At 49.6% G+C, this 24,723-nt stretch carries 19 protein-coding genes; 7 read left to right on the top strand and 12 right to left on the bottom strand.

The features are described from left to right. Positions 1-121: 121 nt before the first annotated feature. Complete coding sequence (locus tag FAY32_RS01065; protein ID WP_143461476.1) at positions 122-1,213, top strand: peptidoglycan recognition protein family protein; 1,092 nt, start codon at positions 122-124, stop codon at positions 1,211-1,213. Positions 1,214-1,443: 230 nt separating this feature from the next. Continuing rightward, a complete protein-coding gene (locus FAY32_RS01060; protein WP_143461475.1) occupies positions 1,444-1,626 on the top strand; it encodes a PspC domain-containing protein in 183 nt (60 codons plus the stop codon). Between the two features lie 524 nt (positions 1,627-2,150). Here the strand turns inward: FAY32_RS01060 and FAY32_RS01055 are convergent. The 3 genes from FAY32_RS01055 to FAY32_RS01045 form a co-directional block, all read right to left on the bottom strand. Next, a complete protein-coding gene (locus tag FAY32_RS01055; RefSeq protein WP_143461474.1) occupies positions 2,151-2,921 on the bottom strand; it encodes a YibE/F family protein in 771 nt (256 codons plus the stop codon). Then, a complete protein-coding gene (locus tag FAY32_RS01050) occupies positions 2,918-4,033 on the bottom strand; it encodes a YibE/F family protein (RefSeq protein WP_143461473.1) in 1,116 nt (371 codons plus the stop codon). The genes FAY32_RS01055 and FAY32_RS01050 overlap by 4 nt, the downstream gene beginning before the upstream one ends. A gap of 1,241 nt (positions 4,034-5,274) precedes the next feature. Continuing rightward, positions 5,275-5,700, bottom strand: a complete 426-nt coding sequence (locus FAY32_RS01045; protein ID WP_143461472.1) for a universal stress protein — start codon at positions 5,698-5,700, stop codon at positions 5,275-5,277. A 215-nt stretch (positions 5,701-5,915) separates the two neighbouring features. On the opposite strand from FAY32_RS01045, the gene FAY32_RS01040 reads away from it, so the two are divergent. From FAY32_RS01040 to FAY32_RS01020, 5 genes are all read left to right on the top strand, one after another. Continuing rightward, positions 5,916-6,800 carry a hypothetical protein gene (locus tag FAY32_RS01040; RefSeq protein ID WP_143461471.1) on the top strand — a complete coding sequence of 295 codons (885 nt, stop codon included), beginning with the start codon at positions 5,916-5,918 and terminating at the stop codon, positions 6,798-6,800. A 107-nt stretch (positions 6,801-6,907) separates the two neighbouring features. Further along, complete coding sequence (locus tag FAY32_RS14835; protein ID WP_225428261.1) at positions 6,908-7,414, top strand: hypothetical protein; 507 nt, start codon at positions 6,908-6,910, stop codon at positions 7,412-7,414. A gap of 187 nt (positions 7,415-7,601) precedes the next feature. After that, positions 7,602-8,105 carry a MarR family transcriptional regulator gene (locus FAY32_RS01030; RefSeq protein ID WP_048734987.1) on the top strand — a complete coding sequence of 168 codons (504 nt, stop codon included), beginning with the start codon at positions 7,602-7,604 and terminating at the stop codon, positions 8,103-8,105. 245 nt (positions 8,106-8,350) lie between these two features. Next, entirely contained in the window at positions 8,351-10,306 is a 1,956-nt protein-coding gene (locus FAY32_RS01025) for a M13 family metallopeptidase (protein WP_143461470.1), read from the top strand. A gap of 599 nt (positions 10,307-10,905) precedes the next feature. Next, positions 10,906-11,577: an acyltransferase gene (locus FAY32_RS01020; RefSeq protein ID WP_143461469.1), complete on the top strand. Its 672-nt coding sequence runs from the start codon at positions 10,906-10,908 to the stop codon at positions 11,575-11,577. A gap of 124 nt (positions 11,578-11,701) precedes the next feature. On the opposite strand, the gene FAY32_RS01015 is transcribed toward FAY32_RS01020, so the two are convergent. The 9 genes from FAY32_RS01015 to FAY32_RS00975 form a co-directional block, all read right to left on the bottom strand. After that, complete coding sequence (locus FAY32_RS01015; protein ID WP_143461468.1) at positions 11,702-12,286, bottom strand: cob(I)yrinic acid a,c-diamide adenosyltransferase; 585 nt, start codon at positions 12,284-12,286, stop codon at positions 11,702-11,704. A gap of 271 nt (positions 12,287-12,557) precedes the next feature. Next, entirely contained in the window at positions 12,558-14,807 is a 2,250-nt protein-coding gene (nrdJ, locus tag FAY32_RS01010; RefSeq protein ID WP_143461898.1) for a ribonucleoside-triphosphate reductase, adenosylcobalamin-dependent, read from the bottom strand. Positions 14,808-15,275: 468 nt separating this feature from the next. Beyond that, positions 15,276-16,301 carry a LacI family DNA-binding transcriptional regulator gene (locus FAY32_RS01005; protein ID WP_143461467.1) on the bottom strand — a complete coding sequence of 342 codons (1,026 nt, stop codon included), beginning with the start codon at positions 16,299-16,301 and terminating at the stop codon, positions 15,276-15,278. A 91-nt stretch (positions 16,302-16,392) separates the two neighbouring features. After that, positions 16,393-17,856 (bottom strand): UDP-glucose--hexose-1-phosphate uridylyltransferase, encoded by a 1,464-nt coding sequence (locus tag FAY32_RS01000; RefSeq protein ID WP_143461466.1) that lies wholly within the window; start codon positions 17,854-17,856, stop codon positions 16,393-16,395. 3 nt (positions 17,857-17,859) lie between these two features. Beyond that, positions 17,860-18,864, bottom strand: coding sequence for a UDP-glucose 4-epimerase GalE (gene galE, locus FAY32_RS00995; RefSeq protein WP_143461465.1), 1,005 nt, complete (start codon positions 18,862-18,864; stop codon positions 17,860-17,862). A 512-nt stretch (positions 18,865-19,376) separates the two neighbouring features. Continuing rightward, positions 19,377-20,546, bottom strand: a complete 1,170-nt coding sequence (locus FAY32_RS00990; RefSeq protein WP_143461464.1) for a galactokinase — start codon at positions 20,544-20,546, stop codon at positions 19,377-19,379. A 222-nt stretch (positions 20,547-20,768) separates the two neighbouring features. Further along, entirely contained in the window at positions 20,769-22,196 is a 1,428-nt protein-coding gene (locus tag FAY32_RS00985) for a glycoside-pentoside-hexuronide (GPH):cation symporter (RefSeq protein WP_143461463.1), read from the bottom strand. A 59-nt stretch (positions 22,197-22,255) separates the two neighbouring features. Further along, a complete protein-coding gene (locus tag FAY32_RS00980; protein ID WP_143461462.1) occupies positions 22,256-22,501 on the bottom strand; it encodes a hypothetical protein in 246 nt (81 codons plus the stop codon). Positions 22,502-22,984: 483 nt separating this feature from the next. Beyond that, on the bottom strand, positions 22,985-24,718 hold the full coding sequence (locus FAY32_RS00975; protein ID WP_143461461.1) for a phospho-sugar mutase: 1,734 nt from the start codon (positions 24,716-24,718) through the stop codon (positions 22,985-22,987). Positions 24,719-24,723 lie beyond the last annotated feature (5 nt).

Genomic DNA, 24,723 nt, shown 5'->3' with positions numbered 1-24,723 from the left:
GCGGTTGTCGGGAGCAGCAATCATGTATATAGTTGATAACGGATATTATCGACTGAGCAACCGCTAGCACGGCTGTCGTAATTAAACTAGAAGAAAGATATGAGGGATGATCAGGGTGAAAATGCATAAAGTAGTTTTAACTGCACTGGCCACACTGGGGGCAGCCGGAATCTTCGGCCTGTCAACGACCACGGCTTCAGCTGCCAGCTCCAACGTCAATGATTATATTAATAGTCAGGGAATTACACCGGCGAAAGTCACAAAATCAATTTGGGGTGGCTTTCCTAAAAACGCGTATCGAAATGGTAAAGCTAAGCCTGAAGGGGTCGTCATTCACGAAACGGCCAACCCGTCTTCAACCATTTACAACGAAATTGCCTACATGAAGCGTAACTACAACAACGCCTTCGTTCACAGTTTCGTCGATGCTTCCAACATCATCAACATCGCCAACACCGACTACTTAGCTTGGGGTGTCGGCTATCCAGGTAACGCGCGGTTCGTGCAATTTGAACAGGTCGAAGTTCACAGCAAGTCTGCCTTCGCCCACGAAATCGCGAACGCTGCCTGGTATACCGCTTACCTGTTAAACGAATACAACTTGAAGCCTAACGATGCCGCTTACGATGGTAAGGGAACGGTTTGGTCCCATGGTTCCGTTGCAAAATTCCTTGGCGGTTCAAGTCATACCGATCCCGTTGGCTACTACGCTAGCGCCGGGAGCAAGTACTTCGGTCAAAAATACACCATGGCGATGTTCTACCAAATGGTCAAGAAGTACTACAACAATCTTGATTTAAGCCACACGAAGTTAATGTCCGCAACTTACACCGCCGTCAACCAACAGGCCCAGTTGAGCAGCACGTACAAGAAGTACTACCTGTACAACCACGTCAAGGGTTCTCACAAGAACGCCAAGCGTCAGAGTTGGTCTAAGATTGCGCCTAAGGTTGGCAAGACTTACGACATCGACATGACCGCTAAGAAGAGTAACGGCTCCATGTGGTACCGGATTCGCCCATCCAAGACTAGTGCCAAGCGTTACTGGGTCTACTCTGGTAACTTGACCAACATCAAGGATACTGTGACCGCTACCGCCACGAGCACCAGCGCCTCTAGTGAATCCGCAGCTGATTCTTCCAGCGTTGCGAGTGCCAGTAGCAGTGCCGTTGAAAGTTCAACCAGTACCAGCAGTGCTAGCAGTAGCAACTAAGCTTTAATGTAAAACGGCTTGCCCATAATTGTATGGGGAGCCGTTTTTTTTGCTTTAATGATGGTTGCGCTACCGCTCTGACTAAGACTGACAACAATCGTTTATCCTCGCGCCACAGATAACTTACGCGCTCAAGGCCAACATAAATGCCTAGTTATCACATGAACCAGCTCCCCGATGATATACTTGGACCATCAGGAAACACCACTTTACAGAAAGAGGTCCTCCCCATGAGTAGTTTAACGCGTTCCAGTCAAGACGCCGTGATCGCCGGTGTCTGCAGTGGCATTGCCCATTACTTTTCAATTCCCAACTATGTTGTTCGTTTGATATTCTTCTGTGGTGGGCTGGAATGGTTGTATCTGATTCTTGCGCTAACGCTACCATGGGATAATGAAAACTTTTTAAATTAACTTCGTTGAACCTACTATGCTAATGTGTCACTCAAATACTAGCAAAATAAATTATCGTCCTGATATCCCTTACAGTGATGGTTACCCCTTAACCAGTTGGCAACACTACCTGCAGACCTCTTCCATTATAGTTGCCGTCTACGGGCGTGCTACAACTATCAGTCCACGATTATCTAACGTTTTTGGGGGGCACTTGATAACGACGTTTACAGACATTCTCAGTGCCGACCGAGAACACAATGTAAGCCGAGAGGCCGGCAGATATGAGCTCAGGCGCGTCGTTCTACTTAGTCAGTAAGTGAACTGCTTGCTGGCTTAGTAGAAAACCAAGCTTGTAGACTCGGCTCTTTCGAGGCTTCAAGTTGTGTTCGCACCGTTCCAGCTCATATCTGCCGGCCGGTAAGGCGACGCAACTACTATGTTGCCTAATTGTTGCTACAACAGGCATAGCCGGCACTTTGGCCGTCCTCCCCACCGCGTTCCGGTCCAAATTTGGCGAACTGTAAGGCGGCAGTTGAGCCAATTTATTGTTTGCCCACCCGTTTTCGTTGCCCAGCTACCGCCCGCGTCATGACCCACGTGGTAATCGGCACCGTCAGGATCACGCTGACCATGGCGAAGAGAATCATCAGAATTTCCGACACAAATATCTTATCGTTTAAAATCTCACCAAACGAGTAGTGGACACCCGTAAACCAGATGAACAGGGCCAAGAAACCACCGAAGAAACCAAAGAACAACGTGTTAAATGTCGTTCCAATGATCTGCTTGCCCACGTCGATACCGTCCCCTAACAGGGCGGTCGTGCTCACCTGTGGGTGTTGCTCGAGAATCTCACTGAGGCCGGCCGAAATGGCCATAGCGGCCTCCGCAATGGCCCCTAGCGTACTCAGAATGGCTGTGGCGGTCGTGACTTGCACAAATTTTATCCCAACCAGCACCGACAGGCCTTCCAAGTCCTCACTATCTTCGGGACCGAAGCCCTGGACCAACGCCCAATTTTCCACCGGCACAATCAGCAGGACCAGAACCACCAGCACCACCGCAGAAGCAATGAACGCCACGGTGCTGGAGAGGTCGTCACCACTGCTCATGAAGATGGTCAAGGCCAACACCAGCATCCCCACGACCAACGTCACAATCAACGGTGAGAAGTGGAAGGCGACCAGGACAATGGCCAAATATAGCAGACCAAAGTTTAGAATCAACGCCAGAAATGACTGCGCGCCAGCCTTACCACCGACCAAAACCATGAGGACCAGCAAAACCAATCCTAATACCGTAATCGTACTCATGCGGTCACCTTCTTATCCATGAAGCGACTCGCCAGAAAACTCGCGAGGGGAACAGCCAAAACGATTCCAATGCCACTGATCAGGCTCTGAACCACGCCCATCGACATGTTCATCGAGAACGTGTAGCCCCAACTATTGCCATTCTTTAAGTACAGCATGGCCATCGGGAACGTATCCGCTACGAAGATGAAAAATAAGACGTTGATCAGTGGGCCCATGATGGTCGACCCAATCTGCCGGCCCGACTTAAAGACCTGATTGGCCGACAGCTCCGGCCGCTCCCGTTTCAAGGCAAACAGGGACGAAATAATGTCCGTCGACTCGTCCATGACCGCCCCCAACGAGCCCAAGAGCGTCTCCGCTAGAAATAATGGGCGCGGCAATTGCGTCACGTACTGCATGGACTCGTAATACATGCCGCGCTCATGCGTCAGGTGAAAGACCAATAACGCCACGACGATGGAAAATGCGGTCCCTCCCAGCGTAGTCGCTAGCGTGATCAGCATTTGCCGATTGGCCCCAATCACCAGCCACAGTGTTAGCGCCGCAAAGACCACGGCGAGACTGCCGAAGATCCACAAAACCTGGGCGCCCTGAGTCGAGCCGTTGAGCACGATGGCCAGAAAGAAAAGTACCCCATTCGCCGCCACACTCAGGAAGGCCATGAAGCCACTGAATTGCATGATCAACAGGAGTAGGGCCACGACCAACCACACCATAAAGACTAACGCGGTGTCGCGCTTACTATCCTTAGCTGTTGCGGTCACTCGTTGTCCATCGTGGTCGTGCACGACCACAAAGAGTTGGCTTCCCACATGATACTTCTGATCCATCGCCTGGGAGTAAGAGTACACATTGCTGACGGTCAGGCGTTGCCCTTGATATTTACCATTTAAAATTTTTCCGGAGAGGACCTGTTTCGTCTGGTAATCGACATTGTGAAAATCATCGGTCTCCTTAGACGCCTTGCCCGTCTTGACACGGGTCACCTGCATGATGGGGTCACGGTACAGCGCCGCATCGTGCGCGGTCCCCCATACCAAAATGCCCCCCACGACCATGGCGATGAGCCACGCCCAGAGCAACCCGCGTTTCGTCTTTAACACTTGCATTCCCGCCGTCCCTTTCCTTGGATACTAAATTCAGTTGCGCCTTAGATTCACGTAACATTCAGCCGTACCTCACGCCCTTGCGACTAACCAATAATGACGCGCCACGTCAGCCCTCGCTAACAACGATGTTCCGTCACTAACCACACCCCATTGACCCTAGCTAAATATTAAGTCACAATGGGGTTCAATACCGCACATTTCGTTTGGTTGCACTAAAGCCTATGTAAAACTATTGGCACTAAAATTGATAATCGGGTGATTCAAAACAGAACGTGGTTTTTACAAGAAACCAGCTTCCCCACCATGACGATGGTCACCCATTTCCGAGTCGTCCCCGATACACGTCCTAACCGCGTTAGATTGCGGTTAATGGTGCCACACTGCCCCGGTTAACTGACGCAAGCGACACCACTAGGAGGCAACAGGCTGTTGGCCCGTTTAGCGAATTGATTCCAATATACCACTTTCTGACAGGTTGGTCGGGGACCCATAAAAATTTTAAACAAATCACAGTAAACGTTGCCCTGTCAACGCTTCCGGGTGGTTTAAAATTAGTTAATCCTGTATAGAGCTTGCATTTTGCTAGGAAAACCAGTAAACTTACAGTCGATTGTTATTTTAATTAAGCGAGGGTTTTTACAATGAGAAAAGCACATCCAAATGGCGTCCAAGGCCGTCGGAAGGTTAACCGTAAAAAGGACCGGAAGCGCCGCGACGAAATTTCAGACTTACAACGTTGGTTAAAGAACAAGAAGTAAGCTGAAACCATGACTGAAAACACACCGATACTGTCGGTGTGTTTTTTTATGCTTATTTTGAGCTGAACACGTCTACCGACTCTGCCAAGCCGGTGTTAGCCCCCCACTAAATATAGTCCAAGCTGATTCGAATACAATCGTCACCAGCCGCCTCAAATGACGTTCATCCTTAACAATAATGCAGTCGTCAAAGCATTGCGCTCCAACCTACTTGTGAATACGCTCAGTAGCCGTGAGTGCGCCAAATTTGGACCCAGCCGTGGGATTTTTCAAGTGTTCTGCTTGAAAAATGGCGACTTTGAGACAGTGATCTTCTGGCTCAAAGCGAGGCCAAAGACCGCTTCTCAGGCTTTGGCCGTCCTCCCCACCGCGCTCCGGTCCAAATTTGGCGAACGGTAAGGCGGCCAAGGTCGCGAATTTCTGGCCAACACGAAAAGAGACCCAGTCACCCGGACTGCGCCTCTCAATAATTGCTAAATTAACCTAATCAACCACCAAAACACTCGTCTCTGAATTTTGAACAACATAATTGGTGGTGGATCCCATAATTGCCTTGCCTAAACCGTGGACACCGGAACGACCAATGACGGTCAACGTCGTGTTCAATTCCGCCGGTAAAGTCTTGGCAATGGTTGGTTTAGGAAGTCCCACTTTGAAGCTCGTCTCAACGGGGACACCCTGTTGTTTAACTTCTTCAACGGCACTTTCAAGAAACTTCGTCGCTGAATCCTTGAAGTGGGTAATGATTTCGCTACCGAATTCCGCGCCGTAGTGGGCATAGGTCTGATCACTAGCGACGGAAACGATGAACAGTTTTGAGCCTAACTTTTGGGCTAATTTGGTGGCCTCCACCAACGCTGCGTGGGCATTCTTGCTGCCATCCATCGGTACTAAGATCCGTTCATACATAATATCCCGTCCTTCCCATAGTAAACCATCAATGTGGTATCGCTTTCAACAACTTCATGATAACAATTCTAGTGCGCCAGGGAAAGCCAATTGCGTCATTTTTCACGAGATTTTTAGGCTTCCCCACAAAATGTTAGGCAATTCTCATTCTGGCTTCTTTGGTAGATTGTGGTAAGATGAATCAAGTAAATTAATCACTAAAGGGATGGATATAATTGAAGAAGTTTTTGTTGGGCGCCCTGGGTCTGTTAGCTTTGACCCTTGCCGGTTGCTCGAATAATGCACTCACCACGAACAAGACCAGCTACCGCCCAACTGCTTTGACTGCAGTCATCAAGGGTAGTGCCAAGGCCAAGACGGTCAGCTACCAGATTGCAAATGGGCCGAAGCACAGTACGAAGGTTAACGGTGGCACCTATTTCTTCCAAGTTCCCGCCGCAACCACTGATCAGAAGGTCGCCATTACGGCCGGCAACACCACCAAGACCGTCACCGTGAAAAAGGTCAAGGCCTTAGGCAACTACAAGCAGATTGCCGCCAAATACAACCAAATGGTGATCGGCAGTTACCTACCCACTAAGGTCCAAAAACAACTCCAAGCGGCCCAAAAGAATCAAGCCGCCACGAAGAAGAAATTAACGGCTTTGGCTAAGACCAATCCGACTGCCGCTGCCGCCGCTATGCAGCAACAACAAGCTGCTGCTAAGCAACTCCAGGCCCAGATGGCTACGGCCAAAAAGAAGGCCAAAGATGACCTCTTGCCCACCACCACGACTGCTGGTGTCAAGAATCTCATCGACACCAAGGATGTCACGGTACGGGGCAACGTTCAAGACGGCAAGCTGATGGGCTTAGCCATGATCGTCCCAACTAAGCAAATGAAGACCAAGTCCGGCCAAAAGAAGTTTGGGACCACCTTTGCCTTACTGGGAACAACTTTAGGCGCTAAGCCGAAGATCGTCATCAATAAGTTTGAAAAAGTCTTGAAGGACGCCAAGAAGAACAGCTCCTCGACGACTACCAAGACGATCCATTCAAATGGCATTCGCTTCAACACTGGTTTTTCCACCGACCACCTCTACATCTACATGACGAAGTAGGCTTGCTTTTCACCCTACCACGTCGTCTGCATCTAAATCGTTTAGGACCTCATCGCCCGTTTCCATTGGGCGTTAGGTCCTTTCTTTCACCCTCAGGAGGGATGACCATGGCTTACACCGTCACTTTAACGACCAGCGGGCTTTCTGCCGCGCAATTGCAAACCGAACTTGCCGCGCAACAGATCTCGTTAAATTCACACGCACTGACTTTATTTAAGGATCCCCGCTTTCACGCCATGCCTGCTGGGCAAACGTCCCACTTGCGAATCGTCACCATTGGCGAACTGGGGCTGATCGTCCCCGCTACACTCCCCGCCATTTTTCAACGTGCCCAGGTCCTTGGTCTCCAGCCCTGCCCGTTGGCCTTAGCCGTTGACTTGCGGCTACAGTGGCAAACGCAAGTTAAGAGCACCAATTCCATTTTAAGCAAGCATGAAGCGCCTCAGGGGGCAATAACGGTGATGTCACCGATTGAAGATGACGACCCGGACCTACCGAAAGGCTTTTACCTGCGGCGCATCAACGATACCCTTTGGCTGCGCGGTTACCGGTGTGACGACCGCTACATCTGGCAGCCAACCGACACCCTCGCCTTCCTTCAACCTGCACAATAAGTGCTTACCTTTACTCCTTAGAATACAAGGTGACTTATCTTAGCCACCGTCTCCAAGCGCAATCATTTTTATCCCCACCAATCAGGCGGCATAATAACGGTATGCTGAGGTAGTGAATAGTAGCCGTCATTTGATTAGCAAACTTCACCAAACCAGCAGACCATGTTTTTCCTAGGGGGGAGTTACCATGCAACATGAAGAGAGAGTGTTTGAAGCGTTCTTGCGCCAGTACAGAGAAATTTTTCGGGTGTTGATCAACGCCGCCGAACAAATTACGGGGCAGTACTCGGTAAGCTTCGAACAGTATTTACTGCTGAAACAAATTCATGAGCAACGCAACATTACGCTGAGTGAGTTGGCAGACGCGACCCACACGACCCGTTCCGCTGCGGCCCGTAAGTTACGGGCACTACTACTTGATGGATTCGTTGAGCAAGAGGCTAAGCTGGATGATCGCCGCGTGAAGTATCTGCGGCTTACGACCAAGGGGACTAACGTTGAACACGATATTCGCCAAGCCTTTCTACAGAGTGCCGAAGCCTGGGACCAGATTCCAACTAATCTGACCACCGAAAACATCAACGACTTCTTTACCCAGTACCAACAAAATATCGCCATCTGGGATCGGACGCGGCCGAAGTTCCGGCGCCCCGTTCTGCATGCCAAGAAGAAGGTTCTCGGTGAAGAATAAGTCAACCGCTGGGAGTGAGTTGCCGTGATCTGGTGGGAACGCATTAACCTGCTAGAACTCAGTCAACTAAACTCCTGGTTGGTCTATGTTTCGACCCTATGGGCCTGGGATACTGTCCCGGACCCATTTTTTAGTCAGCCAGTAAGGCGCGGCCCACTTTCATTAGATTTTGATGATAAAAAAGTTCCCTTTTGCCGTTAAAAGGGTTACTCTGTTTGTAACGATTATTTTAAGGAGGATTCCGTATGCGACTTAACCATTTAATGACTGTTTCACCAGCTGGTGGCGCTGATCAGTTTCCAGTTGACGAGTCTCTAGTTACCCAAGATTTCTATGAGGCCGTTAACGGCAAGTGGGCTGAACAGGCAACGATTCCTGGTGACCACGCAACGACTGGGGGCTTCCGTGACCTAGCCGACACTATCGAAAAGACACTGATGCATGACTTCGCCGACCTACTTGCCGGCAAGCTTGAACCAGCCAACTCTGAGATGGCAGAGTTTAAGAAGCTCTACACCCTCACCAGCGATGCCGACGAACGGGAAAAGGTGGGCACTGCGCCCCTCAAACCCGTGCTCGCTAAGATCGAAGCGCTCAAAGATTTCGCCGACCTCAACGCGCACTTAGTTGAATGGTTCAAGACGGACCTGCCAACGCCTATTGATTTAGGCATCGATGCCGACATGAAGAATACGAGTCAGTACGCGCTTTACGTGGACGCGCCGAGTCTCTTCCTGCCCGACAAGACTTACTATGCCAAGGATAATCCGGCCGCTAAACAGCTCTTGCCAATCTTCACCCAAACGGCTGTTAAACTGCTTGAGCTCACCGGTTACCCTGCAGACCGGGCAACCACCATTGTCGAACAAGCGAAACAGTTCGATGCGCAGATTGCCCCTCACGTGAAGTCGTCCGAAGAAGCCGCCGACTACGTGAAGATGTACAACCCATTCCCGCTGGCCGATGTCGATGCTAAACTCGACCACATTGATCTGACTGCTGTCGTTAAGGGCCTCATCAACGACACGCCCGACCAAGTCATCTTGCCACAGCCTCGCTTCTTTGACGCCGCTAACGACATCTTGTCGCCAGCTAACTTCGATTTGATCAAGAGTTGGATGCTGGTCAAGACGGCAATGGGTGCCAGTGGTGCCTTGACTGAAGAATTCCGCCAAGTTGGTGGGACTTACAGCCGCGCCTTATCCGGTCAAAAGCAGGCCAAGTCCCGTGAAAAGGCCGCCTTCTACCTCGCGACTGGTACCTTCAGTCAGGTCGTGGGTGACTACTACGGTCGCAAATACTTCGGTGAAAAGGCCAAGGCTGATGTTCGCCAAATGGTACTGAAGATGGCCAACGTTTACCAACAACGGCTTAAGACCAACGATTGGTTGAGTACCGCGACCCGTGAGAAGGCGATCGTCAAGCTACAGAAGCTGACCATCAAGGTAGGCTACCCTGACAAGATCGACGCTCTCTTCAGTAAGTTTAAGATCGACGAAAGCAAGTCCCTCTTTGACAACTTACAAGCGATTACCGAAATCATCATCAACAACCACTTCAGTCGTTGGGGTCACCCCGTCGACCGCGACCGGTGGGACATGAGTGCTGACACCGTCAACGCTTATTACTCCCCATCGAACAACGAAATCGTCTTCCCCGCTGCTATTTTACAAGCACCCTTCTACAGTCTGGAACAATCCAGCAGTGCTAATTATGGCGGGATTGGGGCCGTTATCGCCCACGAAATCTCGCATGCCTTTGACAACAATGGCTCGCAGTTCGACGAATTTGGGAACCTGAACAACTGGTGGACAGACGCTGACCTCGCCCACTTCAAGGACCTCGCCCAAGCCATGATCAAAGAATTCGATGGCATCGAGTTTGCTGGTCAAAAGGTCAATGGGAAGTTAACCGTTTCCGAAAACATCGCTGATGGTGGTGGCCTGAGCTGTGCGCTTGAAGCCGCTAAGTCCGAACCCGATGTCGACCTCCGCGCCTTCTTCATCAACTGGGGCAACGTTTGGCGGATGAAGGCTACGACGGAATACATGCAATTGCTGTTGTCGATTGACGTGCACGCCCCCGCTAAGCTCCGGGCCAACGTTCAGGTCAAGAACCTCGACGACTTCTACCGGACGTTTGACGTTAAGCCCGGGGATGGCATGTATCTTGCCCCTGCCGACCGAGTTAAGATCTGGTAATGCAGTCACTCTCATTTTCATAATTAGGATTTTGAGGAAACCTGTCTTGCAAACGCATCTTAACTAGAAACTCTGCTCGCAACACAATTCCATTAATATTTTATTGTCAGTCAAATAGGCTAGTCCGAATCGTAATTTTTCGATTCGAACTAGCCTATTTATGTTGAAAATCTTGTCGCTGACTAACCGGGGCTAGTTATTTAGCGCCTGATTGGAAGTATAAATTTGTTAATCCCATGCCGGTCTGAGAAGTCAATCAAGGTGACTGCATTTGAAAATAATCATTTTTTACGAACGGTTGACGTTTTCTGAAGGCGCATCTACCATTTGCGTAGTGTGCATCAGTCCCGTTTCGTCATAATTACCGAATTGAATCAAAAAGCCAGCAAAAATTCCGCGTTTGCGGTAACTTCTAAAGTAGCGTAACAAGATAGCCCAAATTTCCACGCGTCGCCCCAGTCTAGCGCGTTCTGTCAAAAACGGTCCGCTTTTAACAGCACTATCGTCAGTTAACAACTAGCGACGATTGGGGCTAAAGCTCCCCCTTAGACGACTAGCACCGCGCGTTAACGTATCGGCTTGACGCCCGAAAACCTGTGATGGCTTGGAGGTCCTGTAAATTGTTGAATAATCAGTTGTCAAAATTGGATAAATTGTGTATCTATATGGCGGCTCTACGAAAATGTGTTAGAGGTTTTTTCAGAGGCTTTTTCTTCAAAAAGAGAAAGGGCCTGCTATTCGTTGGCAAACACGTCACCCTGCTTAATAAGCGATCTATCAGCGTGGGAAGCAGAGTGAAATTTGAAGACTTTTCTGAGATCCAAGGTTTGTCAACGCATGGCATCTCTTTTGCTGACGACGTGACGATTGGAAGAAATGTAGAAATCAGACCTAGCAGTTATTATGGCGTAGGTGATATTGGTTTCGGCTTAAAGATGGGAAAAAATAGTTCCATAGGACCAGGCGGATACATTGGGTGCGCTGGGTCAATTTCAATTGGCGAGAACGTGATGATCGGCCCCCGTGTAACGATCATTGCTGAAAACCACAATTTCCGTAGTCAAGCGACCGCGATTAAAGCGCAAGGTGTTACCCAGCAAGGCATCTGCATTGCGGATAATGTCTGGATCGGCGCAGACGTCACCATTCTTGATGGCGTGACCATCGGTTCAGGGGCCGTTATTGGAGCCACAACCTTGGTGAACAAAGACGTCCCTAGCAATTCCGTATATCTTAACAAACGTGCTGTCTACACGCGCACAAGAGATTGACTGTGCGCGTCTGGGACATCACTCAAGAATCAGCATTTTCAGAAGGCTCCTCTCCTTGCCTCTCTGAAAATGCTGATTTATTTTTTGCCATTATCGTGTCGAAACGTGCGCCACCAGGCAGTCGCTAGAATTTCTTGGCTTGACGCTTAACATCCCGAGCTGCCTTGCGGTCTGCCTTTTCCTTATTGCTCAGGATTTCTTCGTAGCCGTCCTGATGATTGACGTACCGGGCCATGGCGAAGAAATAGTCTGACAGCCGGTTGAGGTAGGTCAGGATAGCGGGCTCTAAAGGCTGTTCTGCGTTGAGCGCAACGGCTGAGCGTTCCGCACGTCGAGCCACCGTCCGGGCGTAATGGATGTTGGCGCCTGCTGGTGAGCCACCAGGTAAGATGAACTCTTTCAGCTCAGGCGCGTTGGCGATAAAGTCATCAATCCGTGCTTCCAAATGCGTCGTATCGGCTGGCGTCATTTCTTGATGGCGCTTTACACTGATGTCGGCCTCCACCACGTAGAGTTTCCGTTGAACTTCACTTAGCTCATCAATCAAATCGGTTTGGTCCGGCTTCAGACTCGCGACCACGACCCCCAGGTAAGACTGGAGTTCGTCGATATCCCCCAGGGTCACAATCTGGGCGTCTGTCTTAGAAACCATCTTGCCACTGACCTGTTTCGTCATCCCTTGATCCCCGACCCGCGTATAAATCTTCATGTTTACCATCCCTTCATTGCTTACAATTATGTGTGTGTCACTTAACCATTATCTCTCTGCCTGCATTCTGACCCACCTGGCGGAAATAGTCCAGCTTAAACTTACCACTTAAAGATTGAAGCTTAAATTCTCAGGCCAGTAGTGGTCAGCATTCGCACCGATCCTGCCCATATCTGCCGGCCGGTAAGGCGACTTCCCCGGATAGCACAAGAAGCATTGACCTAGTTACGATCAATGCTTCTACAAGTTCGTGGCTATATTTTCAAAAAACTTACCGAATCGGGCAGGCGCCGCTTGCACAGTCGGACTGGTCGACCAGCTCAATATCCTTCTGATCGTGATGGCCCGTCATTTTGGCAAAGGTCGTGGCCACATCACCCGTAATCTGAGCGCGATGTTGCCGATACGTTGCTTCGTCGATGGGTTCCTTCGGTGCTTGCTTGAAGTCCGCCCCACTGTATGGGAGTAAAGACGTGGACTTGATTGTGTTGCGGTACTGCGTCAAGAGACTGCTGATGTCCTGGCCCTCTTCGGGTTGGAAGGTCACCGTGCAACTCACGGCGTTGTCGGACCAGTACGTTTGCAGAAAGGCTTGCGTTGCAAATTGCTCCGCCATTGGCACCTCACCGGCAGACGCAAATGCAGCCTCGTCAGCATGGGCCGCCTTCACCGGGAACTCCACGCACATCGTATTTTGACTGTACACATCGGGTTCGACCTTGTAGCCACAGGCCTTTAAGGCTGGCAACAAGGGATCACTGTCTTGGAACCGAATCCGTTGAATCAGATAACGAGCGTAGTGGAAATGCATCCCCTCGGAGACCCCAGCCAGCTTCGCCACCGTTCCAGACGGCTTGACCGTGGTGTGTTTGATGGATGGCTGGCAGCCCAACGTTTTCGAGTAGTCTTTATCAGCTTGAACGACGGCCTGATACAAGTCGTTGACGCGTTTAACCGCTGCCTGATTGTAAATTGGTTGCATGATCGTTTTGCCCGTTACGGCGTCCTTCTTGGCCTCAAAACCGGTGACCACCCGTTGCTTGAAGGTCTTTAAGATCCAATCCTGAATTCCTGACATGGAGACCCCAATCCGCCGGTTCTTCTGGATGGCCTTACGGGAGACTTCCCAGTCGTAGTGGCTAAACGTGACCCGTTTAGTATACCGTGCGCCCAGACCAAAGGCGGCTTCCAAGTCCCACCCTTGTTCTTCAGCAACACTAGGAAAGACTTCAAACAAGTTGCAGGGCTCCCCGTTACTCAACGAAATTTCGCCACACGGATTGGTTCCCTCAACGGCGCCGTCAATGCCTTCTTGGCGACCATCGGCTAACCGACCGTAATTCTTTGACAACTCCAGGTTGACGATTCCGGGTTCCCCATTGTGTTGGATGGAATCGGCAATGGGCTGGTAGTCGTTAAATTGGCTATCAACCGCAACACTGTTGTTGGAGGCCCACCGGTGATGGTAGAGCTTGTCCTTATCTTGCTTCATGGTGATAAAGTCATCATCTTCGGCACCACCTAAGGCGAGTTCCGCTGAACGCCGCACGTTGCCGGCAACGACGGTCTTGCCAATCATATTGCCCAAGTCCGTACAGTCGACGGCGGTCAATTTCCGCCCCACCGCATCGTTTAAAATTTGGTTGCTATCAAACAACATCTCGACCAAGGGCATCGGGCCAGAAGCCGTTCCACCAAATCCATGAATGGGCGCATCCTTTGGCCGAATATCGCTGATGTCTAGGACGACCTGCGTCTTATGGTCAGGATTGCTGCCATTGAAGTGGGCATCGATCATGTTAGCATTTGCCAGGACCCAGCCTTCACGGGTGTCTGGCAGCCGGTAATAGCGTGCGTCAGCCAAGGAATGGCTGTGCATCCAGGTTGACCGATCCACAGCGCCCAAGGCCACAGAAGCATCGTAAGAGGCACTGGCGGCATCGATCACAATGGTCAAATCAACCGATTGATCGACTTGCGGCATCTGCTTGACGTTAGCCGGTGTGACGGAAAACCCGACACCGCCACCCTTCATCAGTTGATCGAACATAAAGGAAAATGGCATGGATGCCGCAATCTGGTCGGGCTTTAAATAACTCGGCACAATGTGACTGTCGCCATAGGCTTGTGGCCGAATCGCGACGAACCAACAGTTGTTTAAGGCATCTCCATTGCGGTGTTGGTAGTCGGTCCCGGAGATCCAGAGGTTCCGGCCAGAAGGTGTGGCGGCTAGGCCATAGATCAGCTTAAAGAGCCGTTGTGCTTCTTCTGTTAAGTCAGCTACCACTTGGGCATCGACGTTATCCGTATGTAGTCGGGGGTCCAGATTGATGTTGCCTTCAACCACTCGTTTGACCGTCTCGGGCCACTCTTCGCTGCGTTGCTGATCAGGTAGCCACCGTGCATAGGTCCGTTTATAAGTGACCCAGCCCAGTTCACCCCAATGTGGCGTCACCTCCTGCTCCGTTTTTTCAATAAAATCAGCCGTCAACGTAACTGCTGCGGTCGTTGTTGTATTCATCATATCAATCTCTCCCGTCCATAAGAATGCACCATATATGGTATCAAAAATGAGATGTGAATACAATATATAGAAAAAGTTGGATTTTCCCTAGACATTTCGACTTGAGTCGCTATGTAACATAATTAACGGGTGCGACACAAGTTTTCTTCCCTAGCAGTTAATTGTAAGTGGGTAAAAATTGATAAATCCGTTTAACCGGTCAGCCCATGCCATTCCAAACGCTAATTTCCCTAAGTAGTAAACGACCTACCTTGGATACAATTAAACCGGTCACAATTTTGCCGGTTCAAAAAAATTTTTTTATTTTTTTGAGACCTTTCGTTTCAATCCCCAACTGACTAAAGTGAACTGCTAAATAGGCGCGTTAGTTTCCAGCCCGTATTGGCCAATTATCCAAAATAAAAAAACGTTGCCACCTGCAGACTGGTTAGTCTGTTGTGAACAACGTCCTTTATCATTTCCTATTTATTTTTCATTTGCTGCCGGCTGTGTGCTTTCGCGCGGAACGAGCGTCGTCCCAATCGTGACGAGTTGTGGCGTCGTCCGCCCCGTCTGGAGACGATTCTCCACTAAGTCGACGGCCGTTGCCCCTAGGAGCTCGGTATTCACGTGGACACTACTTAATTCGGGAAAGACATACTTGGCGATCGTGGTGTCATTGAAGCTAAACAAACTAACCCTACCCGGCACGTCAATATTGTTCTCGTGCAGGGCCTTCAGTGCGCCAGCTGCCATTGGATCATTGGTCACGAAGAACGCCGCAGGCAACTGATCGCCCAACTCCGCAATCGCCGTTTGCATCTCCTGATAGCCGGAATGGTTCGTGTAGTCGCCCGCAAAGACCAGGCGCTCATCAAAGGCATCCCGGGCCCTCATCTCTTGCTTAAAGGCCTTGTAACGGGGATCAACCACTTCCAGTTGCCCGTCCGTCGTCCACTCCGTTCCATACAACAAACCAATTTTTCGTTGATGACGTTGCCAGTAGAAGTCGACAACTTGACGAACGGCAAACTGAAAGTCAGTGACGACACTATCGTAGCCGTGACAAAGTTGATTCTGATCCACAAATACCAGATTCGGTGTTAACTGCGCCATCGCTGCAACCTGTTTATCACTAAATTTACCGATGGCAATAATCGCGTCAACGTCAGGTTCAATGGCCTGCAAATCATTTTGAAACGTTCTGGTCGCTAAGAAATGGCGCTCATCGCTCCGCTTCTCCAGGCCCAAACGAATCGACATATAGTACAAGTCATCGAGTTCCTTGGTTTTGGAATACCACTGAACGATGGCAATCTTAAGCTGCTTAGCTGGTGCGGCCGCTCGGTGCTTGAGCTTACTGTAGTTCAGCTCTTCGGCGACCTCAAAAATCTGCTTACGGGTCGATTCACTGACCGACAGCGTTCGATCATAATTCAAAACGCGCGATACCGTGGCCAGCGAAACACCGACCGACTTCGCAATATCTTTTAGCGTAGCTGCGATTGCCATCACCTCCTTTAAATTAAGCTGACTGATCCGCACTACGGCTGTCGGGGAGTCCACCACGATGCGGCTTTCCCGACAGCTGTTATTGGAACATCTAAATCTGTGCGATAAACTTGTCTAACGCGGCTTGACCCTTAGCGTCACGCTTGAAGACCCCTGCGTCAGCAAGGACTTGAGCAAAGACGTCACCAATGGCTTGGTGCAAGACCGCCGTGACGTTCTCTGCCGTCAACGTGTGGTTCTGCTTGATACGATCAGCCCATGCCTGATGCATGTCAGCCATCTGGTTCGGCTGGTCCAGCAGGTACTTGGTGACTTCAGCCATTTCCGTCTTGAGTCGGGCTGGCAAAATTGCCCGGCCCATGACTTCGATCAACCCAATATTTTCCTTCTTAATGTGTTGCATATCTTGATGTGGATGGAAAATGCCATCTGGATACTGTGCAGACGTCTGGTTGTCCCGTAACACGAGGTCCAGAACATAGTCATCACCATCACGGTACGCAATCGGTGTAATCGTGTGGTGCCGGACGTTATCCGTGTAGGCCCGCACGTCAACGGACTCATCAGAGTAACCGATCCAGCTATTCAGCACCTTTGTAGCGGCGTTGATCAACGCTTCGGGCTGACTCCCGGTCAACCGAATGTCGGTCATTGGCCACTGCACGATGCCCGCTGTAACACCAGCCACACCCAAGTCGACTGGTCGGTCGATCGGTGCCTTCATCATTGGAAAGGTGTGCTTCCCCCCTTGATAATGATCATGGGTCAGCATGGACCCGCCAACGATTGGCAGATCAGCATTACTCCCGACAAAGTAGGTCGGCAACGTCCGCACGATTTCCAAAAGGTTGGTAAAGGTGTGCTGGTTGATGACCATTGGCCGGTGTTCCTTGGCGAGAAAGATCGCGTGTTCTGAGAAATAGGCATATGGCGAGTACTGGAATCCCCAGGTTTCGCCGCCCAACATCAACCGAATGATTCGGTGATTGCTACGTGCGGGATAACCCAGTCGGCCCAAGTACCCTTCGTTAGTCATACACAGTTGATCCAAGGGGTAGCTCGTCTGCTTCTGCGTCTGGGCTGCCGCAATGGCCTTGGGGTCCTTCTCTGGTTTGGACAGATTGATGGTGATTTCTAGCTCACCCGCCGGTGTCTTGGCCGGGAAGACCACGTTTTTCGCAATATTTCGCGTTTTAATGTAATTGTTGTCTTGACTTAACTGATAGAACCAGTCGGTCGCCTTAGTTGGACTCTCCTGATACCGATCCCAGAAACCGCGATTAACGGCAGAAGGTAGCGGCGTCATCAAATCCATCAGTTGTGCTTCCAAAATTTCTTTAGGACTCGGGGAATCTTCAATCTTGCCGTGAGCAATCGCCGTTGCAATCAATGCATTGACCAAGTCGATGGGCGTATCTGCCGTGGCAGCCTTGGCCTCACCATCGCCAATCAAAGCGAAGATCCGGTTCGTGACGTACTGCCGATCGAGTTCCGTGTAAGGTGCCGGTGAAGACACGATGTAATCAATAAATTTTTGAATTGTATCTTCAGCCATGGCTTACTTCTCCTCAGTCCGGTCGTTGTAGCCTTGTGGATGCGTTTGTTTCCAGTTCCAAGCCGTCCGGATAATGTCTTCAACGTTGTCAAAACGTGGCTTCCAGTTCAACACTTTCCGTGCCTTGTCACTAGCCGCAATCAAGGTACTTGGGTCACCAGCACGCCGTGGGGCCATCGTTGCAGGAATCTCTTTCCCGGTAACTTTACGCGCGGCTTCCAGCATTTCTTTGTTGGAGAACCCAGTTGAAGACCCCAGGTTAAAGGCATCGCTGTCGTGACCGGCCTTCAGGTATTCCAGCGCTAAAATGTGCGCGTCGGCTAAATCAACGACGTGGACGTAATCCCGCACGTTAGTCCCATCCTTCGTTGGGTAGTCGCTCCCAAAGATGGACAATTCTTTCCGTTCACCAGCAGCTACTTGTAAGATGATTGGGACCAAGTGGGTTTCTGGATGGTGGTCTTCACCAATGCTGCCGTCTTCCTTGGCACCGGCAACGTTAAAGTAACGTAAGGCGATAAATTTAATGCCGTAAGCTTCGTCAGACCACCGCATGATCTTTTCCATCATCAACTTGCTTTCACCATAGGGGTTAGTTGGAATCTGGGGGTCAGTTTCCTTGATTGGAATCTGCTTAGGTTCACCATAAGTCGCCGCCGTTGATGAGAAGACGATGCGCTTCACGTTGTGCTTGTTCATGACTTCCAACAAGGAGACCATACCTGCCGTGTTGTTATCAAAGTACTTCAGCGGTTTCTTCATGGATTCTGGCACCACGGAGAAGGCAGCGAAGTGAATGACCCCTTCGATATCTTCTTTGTCAAAAACACCGTTCAAGAAGTCTTGATCACGCACGTCTCCTTCATAGAACCGTGCCTTCTTGTTCACTGCGGCCCGATGTCCCGTTACCAAGTTGTCGACGACGGCAACATCGTAACCTTTTTCAACTAAACGATCGACGGCGTGCGAGCCGATATAACCGGCACCACCTAAGACTAAAACTGTCATTGATCAATTCCTCCTCAAATTAATGTTTGCTGACGCATTTACAATTTCTATTTTACTAGGCGTTTTCGTGCAACGCCAAGATCCTTACCATAATTGATTAACCTATTAGAATCAAAGCTATACCACATAGTGACTGAGTCGCCTTACCGGTCGGCAGATATGGGCTGGATCGGTGCGAACACAACTTGAAGCCTCGAAAGAACCGAGTCTACAAGCTTGGTTTTCTACTAAGCCAGTAAGAAGTTCGCTTACTGACTAAGTAGAACGACGCGCCTGAGCCCATATCTGCCGACCTCACGGCTTACATTGTGCTCTCAACCAATTTGTGATAATGACTACCACAATCGGTTTCAATTGGACGAAATCACTAAGCAGCCTCGCTTTCCAACTGTTGTCGTGCTAAAACACAATCCCTGGCAACCGGAGTGCGCCTAATTTAGATCAATTTAACGGCGCGAATGTTTGCCAATACTGGGATAAGACTTGAATTTCATCTTTCAGACTTTAATTGATTAATCCTTAATTTCCTTAGGACCGTCCGCAATTTCGGCAACGTAGAATTCTGCAGGGTGGCCAATCGTGTCTTCGTAGACCTTACCAACGGCACTTTCGAAGGCATCAACATTGCTCTTCTTAACTAAGGCAATGGCACAGCCACCAAAACCGGCACCGGTCATCCGTGCACCCAAGACGCCAGGCTGTTCCCAAGCCGTCTCAACTAACGTATCCAGTTCCTTACCCGTCACGGCAAAGTCGTAATGTAAAGAAATGTGCGAGGCATTGATCAAATGGCCAAAGCGTTCTAAGTCGTTATCCTTCAATGCTTCGTAAGCCTTCAACGTCCGTTGATTTTCAAAAACGGCGTGACGGGCCCGCTTGATCAAAATATCATCGTTGATCAGGTAAGCATTCTCATCGAATTCATCTTCGCTGAGATCGCCTAATGTCTTGATATCCAGTTTCGTTTGAAGCCGACGAAGCGCTTCTTCACACTGAGCGCGCCGTTCGTTGTACTTGGAATCCGTCAACTCACGCCGCTTCTTCGTGTTCATAATCACCACGACGTACTCGCCTAATTCTAGTGGCGCGTATTGGAAGTCCAAGGTGTTCGTATCCAGCAGCATGGCTTGATCTTTCTTCCCCATGCCGATTGCAAATTGATCCATGATTCCCGTGTTCAACCCAAAGTAATCATTTTCAACTTGCTGGCCGACCTTCACCATTTCAACTTCATCGAGTTTCATCCCGTAAGCTGCGTGGAGAATCTCACCCATCAACATTTCCATTGAAGCCGATGAGGACAATCCGGAAGCGTCGGGTAAATTCCCATGAACGAAGAGGTCAAAACCATGGTCGATGGTTAGGTCCTGCTTCGCCAGCTCGAACAACATTCCCTTGAGGTAGTTGGCCCAGTTGTCAGCCTTGTCAAAGGCCAAGTTGTCCAGTGAGAACGCTAACGTCCCAGCACCTGGCACGTTAGCGGAATAGACCCGGAACTGACGGTCATCACGCGCCGAAAATGCGGCGTAGGTGCCCATACTGATTGCAGACGGAAAGACGTGCCCACCGTTGAAGTCGGTGTATTCACCGATCAAGTTGATGCGGCCGGGAGAGAAGAACACCCGTTGTGGGGCGACATCAAATTTTTCTTGGTATTCAGTTGCTAAGCTGGCGAAATCCATGGCAATTAACTCCTTAATAAAGTTTTTAGTAAAGTTTTACTACAGTCATCATAACCGCTTTCAGCGGCAATGTCAACGATTTATAAAGCGCTTTCCTTGGCGCTAGACTCTTATTACCTGGTAAACTGTAATCTATTCTTTTCACGAAGGGGCTGTGACACATCCGCCACAGCCCCTTCCAGTAATTCCATTTTTAATTTACGGTTCAGTCAAGCAAAGCCGTTACTTAGTGGCTTGGCTATCTTCTTCAGCCTCTTCAGTTTCCAACTTCTTTTCTAGTTCACGGACAATCTCAGCGTGCTTCTTTTCTGACAAGGTCACCTTGAATTGGTAGATCAATGCTGAAATGATCAATAAAATCATTGGCATGTAGAAAATGAAGGAATGGAAGATAAACATCCCGTGGGCCGTGATGTCGCTTGGCTTGGCATTCCCCGTCATCCCGGCTTGAACGGCCGCGATAACCACGATTCCAGTTGAGAAGGCTCCCGCTAATTTATCAATCAGTGGCCGTACGGACAACGTTACGGATTCATTCCGCGTCCCGTTCTTGTACTGCCCATATTCCACACTGTCCGTGATGGTCATCAGTGCGGCCAAGAAGATCATTGGGTATGGGAAGAAGAAGACGGCATCGGCAATGTACATCATAATGATGTTGGTGCCAGCAAGATTAAATAGAATGTAACCGACCAGCATCATGCAGATACCACCGACGTACACGCCCCGCCGAGTAATCTTAGAAACGATGAATGGGAACAGTGGCACGGAGATAACACCTAAGAGTGCGGTAACACCACCGATAACACTATAGGCTTTACCGTTACCGATTACGTACTGGAAGTAATAGATCAAGAGTGAATTGGTGACCACGTAGCTTAAGGCAAACAACAGGTAGGACAACCCTAACCACATCAACTGATCATTTTCACCAATGACCTTAAAGACGTCACGGAAACGCGTCTTTTCAGTGTTTTCTCGAATCAAACTCTTCGTTTCTTTGGTACCGAAGAAGGTTGCTAAGGCCCCTAACAGAGAAACAGCCCCAATAACAATGGCAAACCCTAACCAACCGGCACGAGTCTCAGCACCACCACGGGCGCCTGAGAACTTCATTGAGAAGTAGGTAACCAATGGCACAACCACAATGATGACCCCTTGGGAACCTAAAGTTGAGCCAAAACGACCAACCGTCCCGAACTTGTTGCGCACCTTCGTGTCAACACTTAAGGCAGGTAACATGGACCAAAATGAAATGTCTTTAAAGGAATAGAAGATATCCATAATTACGAAGACGATTCCGAAGAGCAAGTAGTACATCGTCCGGTTAGAGTCCGCTAACCCGAATAGGCTAGAGAACATGAGAATCAACCCAACGGAACTGACAATGGCTCCGGCAAGCAACCACGGTTTGAACTTCCCCATCTTGGTATCAGTGTTATCAACCATTCCCCCAATCATGGGATCAAAGGCAATTTCAATCAACCGAATAACCACCACCATCGTCGTAACGATTCCGGCTTCGGCCGCAGCTCCCTTCCCAACAAAGAGGGCACTGGTAACGAACATTGCAAAATAAGTATTCAGTGTTGCGTAGAAGGCGTCATGTCCAAACGCCCCAAGAGCATATGAGAAATATTGCTTAATCATTGTTTCTTCCACACCTTTCAACGATAAACCGCAACTGACAGGGCAACCCGACACACATTCTAGTGATAACGCCGTTCGATGATCTTAGAGAGAACATCTTCACGTTGTTTGGCCTTCGCCATATCGAATTGTGATTCTTCCAGTCGATTAAAGTCCTGAGCTAACAACGTGGCTTCCAAATAGAGTGTCAGTTGACGCTTAATGTACAACTTGTTTTCTTCATCAGGATACTGCGCATTTCCACCTAAAACGGCCGCAGCAAACTCCTTTGGGTCCAGCGTTATCTTCTCGTCTTTCTTAGCCATTTGAAAACACTCCTTAAATTGATCAAACTTACGGTCAGTTGTTCGGTAGCCCATCCCATTTGGGTCAGGACCTAGCAACTATCGTATCAAAAGTTAACTAACGAAGTAAAACTCGGCTTAACATTTTACTTAAATGTAAGCGCTTCACAGTTGCTATCATAAGAGTCTCATGCAGATTATGCAACCTTTTTCATTGTGTAATGATTTACTAACTATTGCACGGTAAGCTGATTTAATAATATTGCAACCGGTTGTATTTAATTGACTAAAAATTTACTAAATCTATTTCTGGTCTGAATGATTTATCGTTTAAGATGGTGTTGTTCAACTCCTCAGACGGTGATTGCTAGTTAAGCCCGGAGACACTAAAGGAGCTATGACAATTGTCATAGCTCCTTTAGTGTCTCCACGCATATATTCGCTAACTGGCTGTGCTTAGGAACGACAACGCATCCCTACTGCTTGTCAGTTAAACCTTCATTTTTACTTAATTGACCCCACGTAGTCCTTCAAGGCCTGTTCGAACCGGTCTAAACGCGCATGAGCAGCCGCATCCGTCTTGTCGCTGGTCCCAATGTAGAACTTGACCTTAGGTTCGGTCCCTGAAGGCCGAATGCAGATCCAAGTGCCATCGTTCAACCAGTACTTCAAGACGTTTGACTGTGGCAGATCGATCTTACTCGTCGTGCCATCGGCGGCCGTCTTCACACCAGTCGAGAAGTCTTCAACGGCATCGATCGTGACATCCGCAAATGACTTCGGTGCATTTTCTCTGAACTCACTCATCAAGTGGGCCATCTGATCAGCCCCATCAACGCCAGGGAACTCTTCAAATGTGGTCTTTTCGGCAAAGTAGCCATACGTTGCGTAAAGTTCTTCGATGCCATCGTAAAGGGTCATTCCCCGCTGCTTGTAATCAGCGGCGACTTCCGCCAACAGCACGGTCGATTGAATGGCATCCTTATCCCGTACGAATGGTTTGATCAAGTAGCCGTAGCTTTCTTCAAAGCCAAACAGGAATGTGTGCTCATGCGTCGTTTCGTACTGATGAATCTGTTCCGCAATGAACTTGAATCCGGTCAGGACGTTCTTCATTTCAACACCGTAAGCTGCCGCAATCTTGGTGGCTAATTCAGTTGAAACAATGGACTTCACCACGCGACCATTGGCTGGCAGTTGTCCAGCCTGCTTCCGGGCCTTTAAAATGTACGCCAACAGAATGGACGCAATTTGGTTTCCCGTCAACAATTGATAGTCCCCGTTCGGTTGACGAACGGCGGCACCCAAGCGGTCGGCATCGGGATCGGTTGCGACCAACAAGTCGGCCCCTTCCTTTTTACCTAACGCAATCGCCATGTCAAAGGCTTGTGCGAACTCAGGGTTCGGGAATGGCACGGTTGGGAACTCAGGATCAGCAATCGCTTGTTCAGGAACCATCGTAAAGTTTTCAAATCCGGCACCACGCAACGCGCGTTCGCCGATAACTTTCCCCGTCCCATGAAGTGGCGTATAGATCAGTTTCATCGTCTTCCCCACGCTGTGAACCAGGTCGGCGTTGATGGTAACACTCTCAACATTCTTCAAGTATGGTTGATCAACATTTTCACCGATGATCTGCAGTGTCTTGTCGGCACGCAGTTGTTGTTCGTCAGCGACCGCGATTCCAAAGACATCTTTGGCAGAACGGACAAAATCAGTGATCATGTCGGACGCCTTAGGTGGCATTTGCCCACCATCTGGACCGTAGATCTTAAACCCGTTGTACTGCTTGGGATTGTGGCTGGCCGTGATCATGATTCCCATGGCCGTGTTCAAATGCCGCACAGCAAAGGATAATTCCGGTGTTGGCCGCATATCATCGAAAACGTAGCTGGGAATGTGGTGTGCCCCCAAAACGTGGGCTGCTTCGTGTGCAAATTCGTTGGAATGGTAACGGGAATCAAAACTGATGGCGACCCCCCGTTGCTTCGTGGCCTCATCCAGGGTGTCCAGGTAACGGGCGACCCCTTCAGTTGCTTGCCGCACCGTGTAGACGTTCATTTGACCAATTCCAGGTCCCATAACGCCCCGCATGCCGGCCGTCCCAAAGCTCATTGGGGCAGTAAAGGCAGCCTTCTTCGCAGCATCGTCATCGGCGATTGCCGTCAATTCAGCCTTGATGTACGGAATCATCGTTGGTTGTTGTTGCCAAACTTGGTAATTTTCTTGCCAACTCATTGTAA

Source organism: Levilactobacillus enshiensis (assembly GCF_007115095.1).
In the GTDB taxonomy this organism is placed as follows: Bacteria; Bacillota; Bacilli; order Lactobacillales; family Lactobacillaceae; genus Levilactobacillus; species Levilactobacillus enshiensis.
Note: the sequence above shows the minus strand (reverse complement) of the source record. Positions and strands in the feature narration are given on the sequence as shown.